The organism is Microbulbifer variabilis, from assembly GCF_056232115.1.
This window is the reverse complement of record NZ_CP174325.1, coordinates 2,819,174-2,832,765: the sequence shown is the minus strand read 5'-3', so window position 1 is coordinate 2,832,765 and position 13,592 is coordinate 2,819,174. Positions and strand designations below refer to the sequence as shown.

Annotated in this window: 11 protein-coding genes; 6 read left to right on the top strand and 5 right to left on the bottom strand. The window is 50.1% G+C overall.

Annotation, left to right across the window (positions count from 1 at the left end):
• Positions 1–48: 48 nt before the first annotated feature.
• A complete protein-coding gene (locus ACJJI7_RS12500) occupies positions 49–2,670 on the bottom strand; it encodes a TonB-dependent receptor (RefSeq protein WP_444902023.1) in 2,622 nt (873 codons plus the stop codon).
• Positions 2,671–3,090: 420 nt separating this feature from the next.
• On the opposite strand from ACJJI7_RS12500, the gene ACJJI7_RS12495 reads away from it, so the two are divergent.
• Positions 3,091–4,140 (top strand): LacI family DNA-binding transcriptional regulator, encoded by a 1,050-nt coding sequence (locus tag ACJJI7_RS12495; protein WP_444902024.1) that lies wholly within the window; start codon positions 3,091–3,093, stop codon positions 4,138–4,140.
• 116 nt (positions 4,141–4,256) lie between these two features.
• Here ACJJI7_RS12495 and ACJJI7_RS12490 read toward each other — a convergent pair whose 3' ends face one another.
• The 4 genes from ACJJI7_RS12490 to nagK are packed head-to-tail and all read right to left on the bottom strand — an operon-like array spanning position 4,257 to position 8,795.
• Positions 4,257–5,582 carry a sugar MFS transporter gene (locus ACJJI7_RS12490; protein ID WP_444902025.1) on the bottom strand — a complete coding sequence of 442 codons (1,326 nt, stop codon included), beginning with the start codon at positions 5,580–5,582 and terminating at the stop codon, positions 4,257–4,259.
• 51 nt (positions 5,583–5,633) lie between these two features.
• On the bottom strand, positions 5,634–6,764 hold the full coding sequence (gene nagA / locus ACJJI7_RS12485) for an N-acetylglucosamine-6-phosphate deacetylase (RefSeq protein WP_444902026.1): 1,131 nt from the start codon (positions 6,762–6,764) through the stop codon (positions 5,634–5,636).
• A 29-nt stretch (positions 6,765–6,793) separates the two neighbouring features.
• On the bottom strand, positions 6,794–7,792 hold the full coding sequence (gene nagB-II / locus ACJJI7_RS12480; protein ID WP_444902027.1) for a glucosamine-6-phosphate deaminase NagB-II: 999 nt from the start codon (positions 7,790–7,792) through the stop codon (positions 6,794–6,796).
• A gap of 58 nt (positions 7,793–7,850) precedes the next feature.
• Entirely contained in the window at positions 7,851–8,795 is a 945-nt protein-coding gene (nagK, locus tag ACJJI7_RS12475) for an N-acetylglucosamine kinase (protein ID WP_444902028.1), read from the bottom strand.
• Between the two features lie 1,164 nt (positions 8,796–9,959).
• Between nagK and ACJJI7_RS12470 the strand changes: the two genes are divergently transcribed.
• The 5 genes from ACJJI7_RS12470 to ACJJI7_RS12450 all read left to right on the top strand — a co-directional run bounded on the left by ACJJI7_RS12470 (position 9,960) and on the right by ACJJI7_RS12450 (position 13,174).
• Complete coding sequence (locus ACJJI7_RS12470; protein ID WP_444902029.1) at positions 9,960–10,319, top strand: hypothetical protein; 360 nt, start codon at positions 9,960–9,962, stop codon at positions 10,317–10,319.
• An 85-nt stretch (positions 10,320–10,404) separates the two neighbouring features.
• Positions 10,405–10,896 carry a DUF2199 domain-containing protein gene (locus ACJJI7_RS12465; protein WP_444902030.1) on the top strand — a complete coding sequence of 164 codons (492 nt, stop codon included), beginning with the start codon at positions 10,405–10,407 and terminating at the stop codon, positions 10,894–10,896.
• A 104-nt stretch (positions 10,897–11,000) separates the two neighbouring features.
• Complete coding sequence (locus tag ACJJI7_RS12460; protein ID WP_444902031.1) at positions 11,001–11,375, top strand: hypothetical protein; 375 nt, start codon at positions 11,001–11,003, stop codon at positions 11,373–11,375.
• A gap of 608 nt (positions 11,376–11,983) precedes the next feature.
• Positions 11,984–12,361, top strand: a complete 378-nt coding sequence (locus ACJJI7_RS12455) for a hypothetical protein (protein WP_444902032.1) — start codon at positions 11,984–11,986, stop codon at positions 12,359–12,361.
• A gap of 522 nt (positions 12,362–12,883) precedes the next feature.
• On the top strand, positions 12,884–13,174 hold the full coding sequence (locus tag ACJJI7_RS12450; RefSeq protein WP_444902033.1) for a hypothetical protein: 291 nt from the start codon (positions 12,884–12,886) through the stop codon (positions 13,172–13,174).
• Positions 13,175–13,592 lie beyond the last annotated feature (418 nt).

Here is a 13,592-nt window from a genome sequence, read left to right as displayed (position 1 = left end):
GCGATAAAAAAAGCCGGGCAATGCCCGGCTTTTTCCATTCAACTTCGATTAGAAATTGTATCGTGCTCCCACAACGAAGCGACGGCCATTTTCATACAGGGACATGAGACGATCTTCATATTCGCTGTACTCTACGACCTGCTCATTGGTGAGGTTCACTGCCTCCAGAGTGATCTGTGCGTTGTCAGTGACGTTGTACGAGAAGCTCGCATCCAGCTGACCAAACGCGTCATTGGACAGCGGGTTACCGTTCCAATGGAAGCCCTTGCTCCACTCCGAGCGATAGTTGTACATCATCCGCGCACCGAAGTTATCGTTTTCGTAGTAACCCATCAGGTTAGCCATGGTATCGGAGATACCAACAACACTATCGGAACCAGTATCGGTGTAGGTGTAGTTCGCCTGAACACCAAAGCCGTTGTCGAAGTCGTGCAGCACAGCCAGCTCAACACCAGCGACCAGGCCACCATCACCATTCACCTGGCGACTAAAGTCAACGTCAACCCAGGTAGCAGTCTGTTCATCGTAACGCGCTTCGGTAAAGGTCTCCTGAGCCAGGTAACTGTGGTTCTTTTTAATAAAGGTCGTTGCGGAGAACGCAGACACATCACCGTAGTACCACTCGTAGGAAACGTCTAACTGGTCCGCCAGGAACGGCTCCAGCTGAGGGTTACCGGCCTGCCCCTGGGGGTCCGGTGCATTCAGAGCACCAAAGGTCTCGAACGGAGAAATCTGGTTCCAATTCTGACGAGCCATAACACGGGCAACCGCAGTACGAATCACCATATCGTCATTCAGATCATAAGCAATGTTAAAGCTCGGCAGGATTTCGCTGTAGTCGTTATCTTCCGTGACCCAGGCCAGGTAAGACGGATTCAACCAATCGCGATCAACCGTTTGGAAGCCCCAGGAATCGCTGCTGAACTCGTAGCCGGAAGAGGCTTGCTCAGTAGACACATAGCGCAGACCGAAGTTACCGCGGTAGTTGTCACCCTCGAAATTCGCCTGAACATATACCGCAAAAATATCTTCCTCCACTGCCCAGTTATTGGCCAGCTCGAGAGAGCGTGCGTAATCGGCGCTGACACCGTTCAAGCCAGCAAACGCGATTTGCTCCATCACGTCACGCATTTGTGCCAGTGCGGTGGTGGAGTTACCACCGGCGGGCGTATCAAAACTCACAACGCCGCCAGAGTTCAAACCACAAGAAGATAAAGTCGGGCAATTTGCGAAGATATAATCAAGGTATGAGCCAGCGAGATCCTCATTGCCAGTCATAGTCTCAGGACCATGCCAGCTGTATACGATACGCTGCTGGGTACGCTCGGCGTTGCGAACCTTGACACCTGTCTCGATAGAGGTAAATGCACCCGCCTCTATCGGCAGCTCGAGATCTACCTGGAAGTAGGTTTCTTCATCAGTGGTCGGGCGCTCACCGCCCCAGATCCAGCCAGCGGCATAGGCATCTGCATCACTAGGCGCAGGATTGGAGTCGAGAGATGGCGCGTTCAGGTCAAACTCATAGTCGCCACCGGACCAACCATACTCCCAAGAAGTCTCGCGATAGGTACCGCCCTTGGCAGAAGTATTACCGGCAACAATATCAACGCTGAATGCATCAGTTACATATTCGGCAGTCAGGGTATAGGACTGAGATTCAGAGGAAGATACGCGGTTGATCCAGTTCACAACACCACGGCCGTCACCAGAAATCTGGGAAGCCACAACACTGTTGCCACTCAGCTGACCATTAGTTGCATGATCGACCGCATTGTCTCCTGCGAATACCAGCCAGTTGGCATTCATGTTATCCGCGTCCATGCTGGTGTCCAGCACGTCCAGAGTCAGCTGCAGCTCGTCGGTCGGACGCAGCTGAGCAGACAGGAATACAGTTTCGCGCTCGCGCTCCTGAAAGAAAGTCGGGGTACCCATGGTGCCGGGAACCATTACGCCAGGAGTGGCTTCGTCGGTCCAGGACAGCACTTCAAAACCGGAACGCTGAACAGTGCGGTCCTGCTTGGCCGCAGATACCAGCACACCAAAGGTTTCGCTATCGTTCTTCCAGGAGTACTGGCCAGAGATGCTCGGGTCATACTCTTCCGAAGTTTCGGAGTAGATGCTCTCTACTGCAATCGCAGCCTGACCCGCGTCGAGGTCAAGCGGACGGTGAGTACGTACGTTAACGGTACCGCCCAGGGAACCCTCGTCCTGAGAAGCCTGCGGGCTCTTGGTCACCTCAAGGGAGGAAATCAGGGTGGAAGGCAGCAGGGTAAAGTTGAAGCTGCGAGACGGATTATCCAGAATGAACCAGTCAGCAGTACCGACAGATTGACCGTTCAGGGTTGTACGGTTGTAATCTGGACCCGCGCCACGAATAGAAACACGTTCCCCTTCACCGAACTCGCGGCTTACCGCCACACCCGTGATACGGGATAGAGATTCAGCGATGTTTTTGTCCGGGAACTTACCGACGTCTTCCGCAGAAATTGCGTCGACAATTGCACCAGCATTTCGCTTGGTGCTCAAGGCATCCTGGAGAGAGCCACGAATACCGGTTACAGAGACTTCCTCAATAGCTTCATCCGACTGGGCAGTCGCCAGCGGAGCCATCAGGCCACCACTAAGTACAGCTGCACTGATAGACAGAGCGAGTTGATTGCGCTTTAGCATCGATTTCCCCTTCCTTGCTTATTATTTATATGAAGGTTGTGAGTAATTTTTTTTATTTCACCTCGTACCGCAAAATGATAGCGCTGTCATTTAGGGTTATGATAGCGCTGTCATTCTAAATAATCGAAGATACACAGGATTACCCGGAATTGCTACCGTCTTTGGAGTAAAAAAACCTTCGGTCCGAGCGATTGATGTAACGACATTCCGCACCTCGTAGATACCAAAACCCTTTAATTTAAAGCCGTTAGCTCAAGGGCGGAAAATCCGGGGGGCCGTTCCGCAAGCTTCATCCACATCAAATCCAGCACTTACTTACGCTACTCACGGCGAATTTCCGGTCATTTCTGCTAGGATGGCGGACAGACCAACGGTGCAGCGACAAGCGCCGACGAAACAGTTCAAGGACCAGACGGCCCCATGAAAGCCACCATTAACGACGTCGCCGCGCATGCGGGAGTATCCATAAAAACCGTATCCAGGGTCATCAACAATGAGCCCTCGGTGCGCCCCGCAACCAAAAAGAAGGTCGAGGATGCGGTCAAGGCCCTGAATTACCAGCCCAACCTGGCCGCCCGCAATTTGGCCAGCTCCCGGACATATACCATCGCGTTTATTTACGACAACCCGAACGCCTACTATGTGATCGACATGCAAAACGGCATCCTCAATGCCTGTAAGGCCAGGGGCTATGAGTTGCTGATCCATCCCAGTAACTCCAAATCGGCATCGGTCCACGATGAACTGAAAAATCTGGTCGAACACTCAAAGGTGGCCGGACTCGTTTTGACTCCGCCTTTTTCAGAAACACCGGCCGTGATCGAGACACTCCAGGATCTCAACGCAGACTACGTACGCATCGTTTCCAAAACCGCGGATGTAAAGGACCAGGACAACTGCATTCAGGTAGACGACTCTGCCGCCGCGTTTGATATCACCCGCCACCTCATCGGGCTCGGCCACAAGCGCATCGGCTTCCTCTGCGGTGGAGAAGAACACATTTCTACCCACAGTCGTCTTGACGGGTATCGGCATGCCATGAAGGAAGCCGGCCTCCCTGTGGACGAATCCCTGATTCTCAAAGGAGAGTACTCGTTTGATTCCGGCGTTCAGGGTGCCAAAGCATTGCTTGGTACTGACAACCCGCCCAGTGCCATCTTCGCCAGCAACGATGAAATGGCGGCCGGTGCACTCTTTGCCGCTCGATTAATGAACGTCGACATCCCGTCCCAGCTCTCCATCGTAGGATTCGAAGATAGCCCTTTCTCCAGGCAGACCTGGCCGAAACTGACAACCGCGCACCAGCCCAACAACGAAATTGCCAAGTGTGCTGCCGCACTCGTGCTGAGCAAAGCGCGCGGTAAAACATCCGGTGAGAACGCCAGCGCCAGCAAGGAAGCGGGTATTCAACGTGAATTCACTCCCGAGCTCATCGTACGTGATTCGAGCGGAAGCGCTCCGGGCAACTGATCCTTCCAACTTTTACCTCCCCCCAAAAAAAGCCCTCCTTTAAGGAGGGCAGGTTCACGCGAGCCAAAGGGATACAACGACGAGAATCAAACTGACTGATGCAACATGCAGCGGAATTATTTCCAGCTGCGTATCTTGTGCCCTTTCAGGGCATAGAAAAGGATGAACAGGTAGCACGGCAGCGCTACCCAGTAGCCCGTGCGCACTTCACCGGCGATTTCGGACAGAGGACCGAAACCAAAGGTTGGGATAATGGCCCCACCGGCAATGCCCATAATCAACAGCGCAGACCCCTGCGCGGTCAGACGTCCAAGACCGTCCAGGGCGAGAGGCCAGACGGCAGGCCACACCAGTGCGTGCGACAACCCCATCAGGGCAACGAAAGTGATGGTGTCAGGGACTACTGGAGCGATACCACTCCACCCCCACAGGATATCGGCCAGTAAAGTACTTTCCTGTGAACCAAACAGCACACCGACCACACACAGGCTGCCAGCCACCGCCGACCCGAACAGGGCTTGCTGCTGGCTGATAAAGCGTGGAATCCCTACAACACCAATGGTGTAACCGATCACCATAAACACCATGGTGTAGGACGTGAGGGCGGCGTAATTGGACAAACCAAGACCTTCGCCATAGAGGCCGATGGTGTCACCCGCAATAACCTCGACACCAACGTAGGCGAACAGCGCCAGAGAGCCGAGTACAACCTGGGGGTAACGCAGAATATCGAGGAAGCTTCCCTCAGATTGGCCAGTGTCATCTTCGTCGATTTCCGGCAGGCCGGAAAACTTCACCAGTCCAACCAACGCGAACAGCGCAATCGCCATGTAGAAGTAAGGCATGATCAGGCGGCTGGAAACTTCCGCCAACTGGACTTCCCGTTCAGCCGCAGACAGTTCGGCCAGTGATTCACTATTGAAATCGGTCAGGCCAGACAGCACAAGCGCTGTAAAGGCCAAAGGTGCGAGCACACCCGCGCTTTTACTGATAATGCCCATGATGGCGATACGCATGGCCGCGCTTTCAGCAGGCCCCACCTTCACCACGTAGGGGTTTGAAGCCGTTTGCAGAATGGTCAGGCCAGCCCCCAGGCCAAACAGAGCCACCAGGAAAACCAGGTAGCTACCGGTTTGCACAGCCGGAATAAAAATCAGCGCAGCGACTGCCATGATCGCAAGGCCAATGGCCATGCCATCGCGGTATCCCGTTTTACGCAGGATAAACGACATAGGCAACGCCATGACGGTGTAGGCAATATAAAACGCAAAAGTAACGAACAGCGCCTGGAATTCTGTGAGATCACAGAGCACTTTCAGGAACGGCATCAGCGAGCCATTCAGCCAGGTCACAAAACCAAAAATGAAAAACAGCATGCCGATAATTGCCATAGGCAACAGGCTGCTGCGCGTCTCTCTTTGAACACTAACGGCGGATTCCATAAGAAGCACCTTTTATATTTATTGTTGTTTGAACGTATTACGAAAAAAACTTCAAATGCTGTGAACCTCCCTGCCCGAAATCCAGGTCCTGCGTACCTGCAACTCGCTATCCAGTAAAATCATGTCTGCCGGCGCACCCACTGCCAGTCGGCCACCTTCCACGCTGAGGAACGTCGCCGGATAAAGGGAGGCCATTCGCAGCGCTTCCTCCAGTGGCACATCACACCAGTCTCGAATATTTCGTACGGCACCGATCATATCGAGGTGAGAACCTGCCAGCTCTCCGGTAGTCGAAGTCAACTTGTCACCCTCGCGGGTCACCACGCGCTCAAATAAAGGAAAGCTGGTCTCTTCACTACCGACTAGCGACATGGCATCTGTCACCAGCATCAATTTCCCCCGGGGCTTGGCCTTCAGAGCCAGGCGAATTGCACCCGCACAAACATGATGGCCGTCAACAATCAGACCACACCACGCATCGTCGCTGATCAACGCTGTTCCGACCACACCCGGTTCCCGAGACTGGAACGGCGACATCGCGTTATACAGATGGGTAAATCCGCTCGCTCCCGCTTCCAATGCCGCAGCGGTTGTCGCCCCATCGGCATTTGAGTGCCCAAGACACACATGCACGCCCAGCGACGCCAGCTTGCGGATATCCTCCAGCGCAACATTTTCAGGTGCCAGCGTCACGACTTTTACACCCAGGTCGTCACGCGCATAAATATCCAGCTCTGCCTGACTGAGACCTCGAATAAAACGTGCTTCATGGGTACCCTTTTTCGGAGTACTGAGATGCGGCCCCTCAAAGTGCACACCGATAATGCCGGGTATTTTTTTACGCAAGGCGGTACTAATCGCGTCCGCCGCGCGCTGCATGACTTCAACCTCATCAGTGATGAGTGTCGGCAACATACCCGTGGTGCCAAAACCGGCATGCGCACCGGCCATCTTCTGCAACGATGCCAACGTCGGTTCATTGTTAAATAATGCACCCCCACCACCATTGACCTGAACATCAATCAGGCCCGGCGCCAGGGTACCGGGCAAGCGCTCCGCGCCAGAAGCCGGCACATCACCACCTATCGCAGCAACTCTGCCATCGGCATTGATTGAGACCGGGATATCATTGAGAACCCGCTCACCATCAAACAAACGCTCTGCCAGCAACACCTGAACCACGCGCAACCCCCCTGCTCTAGCGGTCAAACTCAGACCGTCTGGGTGACTTTTTTCAGACCTGCCGGCTCGTCCGGGTTAATCCCACGGCTGACAGCGATATGCGCTACATCAATATAGAAACGCTGCAACAGAGGTAGCGGAGCAACGCGTGGATGTATGCCTTTTGCAGGCACATGCAGATTAATCAGGGTGCCACCGCGACGGATAATATCTGCGATTTGTTCGCTATGCGCCTGATAAGATTCATCTTCAATCGGCACATTGATCACGGTCAGCTGCTGCTCAACCAGGGTTACCGGCCCATGTAAGAACTCCGCACTGGAAAAAGGCTCTGCATGGATATTGCAGACTTCCTTCAGCTTCAGCGCCAGCTCGCGGGTAATGCCATAACCCGGTCCACGACCCAACACAACCAGGTTTTTCACCGCAGCGAGATCTTCCGGACGCAGTTGGGTCTCCGCGGAAACCACATCACGTAGCGCCTGCGGCAGTTCAGCAACAGCCTTCAGCATCTCTTCGTCTTGCTTCCAGTTGGCTACCAACTGCAGCACCGCGGATAACGTCGCCAGATAGCTTTTGGTCGCTGCGACCGCTTTTTCCGGCCCGGCTTTCAAAGGCACCATCAAATCGACGATATCTTTGATCGGGGCCGATTCATCATTCACAAAAGCGACGGTATAGGCACCGGCCTCTTTAGCCATCTTCGCCTGAGCCAGGATGTCAGGACTACGGCCCGACTGGGAAATGACGATGACTAAGGAATCTTCCAGCTTGAGCGTGCGCCCATAGACACTGGATACAGAGGGCGCCGCAGCGAAAGTCGGCGTACCCGTCTCGATTTCAATCAGATATTTGGTAAACACGCCCGCATGATCAGAGGACCCACGCCCCACGATCATGACAAACCGCGGCGGTTTGTTGCGCAGGCGTTCACCCAGCTGGGCCATTACCGCAGCATTACTCTGCAGCTGTTCTGCAATACAATCCGGGGCTTCACGGGCCTCGGTTTCCATAATTGTCATCGCCATGACCTGTCTCCCTTAACGGCTCCAGCGGGAAAATTCAATTCCGTACCAATCTTTTCAATTATCCGAACAATGCTTTTTCATCGGCATCGATAGGACCTGCACTGCCACTCGCCGCCTCGGCAACACATTGGCGAGCAAAATAAACACAGCCAAACTCCGGCGGGTCCAGGGCTTCCGCCACACGCTCCACAACATGCGGAGCCATCCACTGCTTCAGACGCGGTGCAACGCCGCCGATCAGGGAAAGCCGTGGAGCATTCATTTCAAATAATTTATCCGCAAGGTCACTGATGTAACTTGCACCATCACGCACGATCGCCAGCGCAACCGGATCACCAGCTTCCGCATATTCCACCACCGGCACCGCAAGGCGCGCATAATGACTGGAGGATTTTCCACCAATGCGCTCAAACACTTGCTGGGCATCGGCACTTTCCAGCGCTGACAGCAATTCATCTTTCAGTCGGGAATCTTCAGCGAGACCATCGAGGGCCAGAAACAAGTACTTGACCGCTTCCATCCCCATCCAGGCACCGCTGCCCTTATCGCCATGGGGAAACCCATGGCCGCCCAAAAGGCGAGCCTCACCATTGACCCAGGCGTAACCGCAAGAACCGGTACCGGCAATAATGACCGCCCCATCACCACCACGATGCGCACCAAGGCAGGCCGAGTGCTGATCAGTGGTGAGGAACATCTGTTTGAAGGGGTGCGCCCAGGCATCTATTTCATTGTAGAGGCTTGGCATATTAACGCCCGCAAGACCAACTCCGGCGACGAGTTCACCGAGCGCTTGGGGCGGAAGGCCTGCATCAGAAAGCGCAAGCGTGGCGGAGCGCACAATCGAATCTATTGTTTGCGCATAACCGTGGAGTGGATTCGCGGGGCCTGATATCCCTGTGCCCAACACCCGATTATCACTGTTGAGGATTGAAGCACGGCACTTACTGCCGCCTCCATCGATACCGATATAAAGAATTTCCCTGTCTCCCAACGCAGCCATCAGAAACGGCCTCTAAGAATTTGTATTGTTATGTACTACATCCGGGATTCCCAGTCCCCCGGAAGTAACGCCAGAAGAGCAATAAACGCTCCTGCGCTAACTATTTGTAGCCATACTACAAGATTGATGACAGCGTTGTCAGCAATTTTTAAAAATTTCCTGTCTGCATACCGCCGCCCCCCAAAGGTCAATTGGAACACCTTACCTGCAGGAAAGTGTTATTCCCTCCTAAGATGGACGCCCGTCACATTCGGCTCCCAAAAGGAGGTCAAGCTACTGTCCCGCTTTGGCAATCTCTCCAACGCAGAGGCAGAACACGTGATCGAATCTGTTTCCCTCTTACTCCCAGGGGAAATAGCCTGCTTATTGGGCCCAGCAGGTGCGACAAAACCATATTGCTACACGTTATACTAATAAATATCTATAGATATTACGCAGTTTTAACACTTAAACAAATCTAATAAAATTATTTCTGCACCTATATTTTTGGCTATTCACGCTTTGAAAAATTTCAGTCACACATAAAAATGGCCACTTAAATTAGAACTCTTCAGCGTTTCTCACGTTAGAATACAAAAAACAATAGTAGTATTGCTACTTGAAATATTTCCCACGCATCAATAGAAAAGATCTCTCAACAACCTAAATATCTTACAGACTTTTAAAATATTGCTGTGGGATCTTGGTCGGCATTCTATTCGTAGCAATAGTGTTATTTTCACCCATGATCTAAGTTAGAAGCCTTCTGGTACGATAAACACTATTTGAAATAGGCTGCACCAGAATATCGACCAGACACTCTGGTTTAACAGATAGCTTTGGGCAAATATCAACCGTAGTAACTTGAATTTGTTATTTTTGTATATACCTTGTTGACTTTTCATGCTACCCATATCAAAGATCAAGAGCAGCCGCACATATCCACAGTAAAAAAATCGCTAACTTATTGATTTTGAATGATTTACGCCTGTGATCAAATGCAGCAAAATATCAGGATATAATTCAGTCGCGATATATCCACTAGATTAATTTTCCACCAGTGCTGGCTAACATACTGATTTATATGCTTTTTTCTGGCTAGAGAAGCCTTCTACTCTTGGGGTATATTAACTGGTGATATAATGCAGCTGCTTTTGAATACACTGTTAAATGCCAAGGGAACCTATGTGCAATTGCAAAGAACAACCCGCTTTAATTGATATCAGCAACAATCACTCTGATTTCAAATCAAAGCTAAATCAACTGAATGTTGGTAATTGGGTTTTGTTAATGCAATGTCCGGATTGCAAGCAACTCTACAAAGTCGATGAGTGGGATAAATATCAAACCTGCTATGCAGTAAAAATTCCCTCATCCGAAAACTGGGAAGCATTTGATAGTGAGTCACTCATAAAAGAGCAAATGGTTCAAAACCGCGGCGGTCTTACCAATGAATCATGCATGTGGTCGGGCTGTGATATCAAGCAAGTAAAAGGTAGTGCTTACTGTGTTAACCATCTCTATTCAGGTAGCTCTAGTGCGTAAGCATTTAACAAGGCAAGGCAAAATCGCCCTGCGGGCTGGACGCGCTAACGCGCGCCTTTGCTTGCGGCGTTAGCAGTCTTAAGCCATGAGTAAATGTAAAGTATGTAACTGTGATCTAGCCGAAGTGCCAATGTGTTTTGGCAGCGGTTCACCGGCCGCACTTATTGTGCCTCCCGAAGAGTTTGATGAGCGTGTGGCTGAGAACGCAGACCAATGTATCGTCGACGGAGAGCACTATTTTGTGCGTGGCCATATTGAGCTTCCAGTTACTGATAGTGAAGAGGTATTTATCTGGTCGGTTTGGGCGTCCTTAAGTGAGGCAAGCTTTGCACACATGAGTGAGAACTGGGAATCCGAGGGTAGGGAAAACTGTGAGCCATATTTTGGCTGGCTATCAACATCTCTACCATGCTATCCAGATACTCTGCACCTAAAAACTAGCGTTCAGTCTCAAGCCGTTGGCCAAGTTCCGCTAATATCGCTTGAGCCCACAGAGCACCCACTATCACTAGAGCAGCAGTCAGGCATCACAATGGAGCGTGTTCATGAAATCGTTCATCAAGTTATGGCGCACTGATCAACTGCTAACAAGTAAAGGCAGCATCGCCCTTCGGGCTGGACGCGCTAACGCGCGCCGCTGCTTTGGGCGTTATATTTCAGCGGGCATAGGAGCCACATAGTTTGGGTAATTGGGATGGCGCAATAATTCGCAGTGTGGGTTGGGTTTTACTCTTTGTGGTTGCTTATTCATTCTATGAAATTGGCATTCCTATCCTTACTTATCCACCTCAAGATTTCATTGCCATATTTGGGCTTTTCGCTACTGTATATTTGGTTATATCTGTTGTCGGTTGGCTCGTAATCGGTCTCCCATTTCATTGGGCGGTATGCAATTGGTCTCAGCCAAAGTTCATATATTATTTATTAGCTGGTGTAAGTGTTTCTTTGGTTGTTTCAGTAGTTAGTAGCATAGAGGCTGGTATTATTTTCGGTCTAGCTGCAACTGCTCAAGCAATAGTGTTCAGGTACTATGTATTTAAATCAAAAAAAATATAACAATGGTAGGCAAAATCGCCCGCAAAAGGCGCGGGCTGGACTCGCTAACGCTCGCCTTTGCTACCGGCGTTACAACTAGAAATTATGAAAGACCTGAACGAAATTTGTAGAAAGTGGTTAGATAATGCTGATCTAGATATCAAGGTCGAGTTCGGTAATGATGGCAGTACAATACTTTTAGCCTTCTATGTTGTAGGTGTTGGAAAGAAAGTACTAGTAAGGTGTAAACGCCCCATAAAATTCTCTGTCAAATAAGATCCTGATGATTTGCCCATGTATGTTGTTTTCGAGACAAGTATAAGCCTGAAAAAGAAGAATTCATTCGAGGGACTTATACATTCAGATGTTCTACAGAATATAGAGGTTGATGAGCTGTGGCATGTTGATGTTTCGGAAGGCGATGCAAAGGTATTAGTAGTATCTGAGCAGTTGAGCTGGGAAATATTGGATATTACAGCCGAAGAAAGATCGTGGTACACAAACTAGGAGCAGATAAAGTTGTAACAAGAGCCGGCACGATCAAAAATGCTGCGCATTTTTTAGACCTCCGGTGCTTCGCACCTCCGGCCCGTGCGGCTAGGCGTTCGGTGCTAGTCAGGAAATCAACTATGGCTTGTAAAGGAAATTGGGTTTGCTTTGATTGTAGAGTTTCTACGAGAAGGCATACATGGAAAGGTATTACATACTATTGTCCTGATACAATTGGTATGGAAGGTGACGTTAAGTGCCAGCACTGTGGTTCAGTCATGAAGTTTATAGGCCCAACTATTAGAGTCCCGGCAAAACGAAAGATCAAAGAGTGGCAACAATTAAGAGAAGAAATCCTAGCTTTTCGTCAAGACTACTTTCGAGAAAGAAGAGCTCTCATGGTCGAAGCTGTTCACGAGGCAAAGAAGAATATTGAAAAGCTAAAGCGTAGGCCTTTTAATAAAGAAAGAGAAAAGCTCATAAGAGAGTATGAAAGAAACTTGGCAAAATACACCTAACAAGCGGCTGCATTTCGTTCCGGCCTGCGGCCTCCACCGGACTCGCTACGCTCGCCGTTGAGCCGGGCGTTATAAATCTTGGAGAGTTTTGTACTCGGAAAGCTGAATGCAATAGCCACATATATTGCTTGGTTGTTTCTTGGGGGTATGATTGCATCCTTTGTTCTTGGTTACTTAGATGTTACTTATGAGATACCCATCTACTATTTGATCTTTGGCTGTTTTTTCTTTTTTGCAATTATTCATTTCGTATTGACGTTTTGGGTTCGTTGCCCGATTTGCAACAAGTGTTTAACCATTCAGGGTACGCATGGGGTTCATCCTGCCTCTATACACAAAAGCTGGTCGTCTGTTGTGTTCCACTGGTTTTCAGGTAGGGTAGGTTGCATACATTCTGGTGCTACAATTTCTACAAGTGATTTATAACAAGCCGCAGCAATCGCTCCCTTTGGTCGCAGGGACAGCCATAACGCTACGCTTATTTGTCTGCCCCTGTGCGGGGCGTTATTTGCCCGAAGAGATATGGATAAGCCAAGAATTCAAGTAGACTTTAATGAGATGGTGCAAGAGGATCTTGTGTTACTTTCAAAATCCGATGAAGTAACTGACTCGGAAGGTAATTCCTTTGTTCTGAGCGAAGGAGTAGAAATTTCCGTATACGAGTACAATCACTATGATGACGGTACTAAAGAGTATCTGTTAGCCGACGGTGTAGCAGAATTAAACGATGTAAGTGAAAACGGTAGTTGGAGTAAGGCCGTAAAATGGTGTTGCCGCATTGACGAAATTGGAATCGCAGTTAAAAACACATAACTAGTTGCTCAAGTACACTCCAGCCGCAAAAGGCGCGGCCTCTGCGGGACAGCCTACACTGCGTTTCGGCTGCCCCTTAGCAAAGCGTTATGTGTAAGCACAGATGAAGAACATTAGCCTTGCATTACTATGTATCTCGGTAATATTTATTGCCACGATGTACTCAATTGAAGAGGTAACTGTTTCAAATATCTTTGGTTGGCTAGCTTTTTCAATTGCAGTTGGCTCTATGGCTTATTTCATGGTGTTCGCGCCATTTGGCTTACGAACTCATACAACAATATTTGGCCGTCGACAAAGATTTAGGTATCCAGTAGCTGAAATCCCAGCTAAGAATATGGGCCTAATATTGGTTCCGGTTATTCTAAGTTTGGCTCTTAGTTTTGGATTCTACGCATATTCCAGCTAAAAAACATAA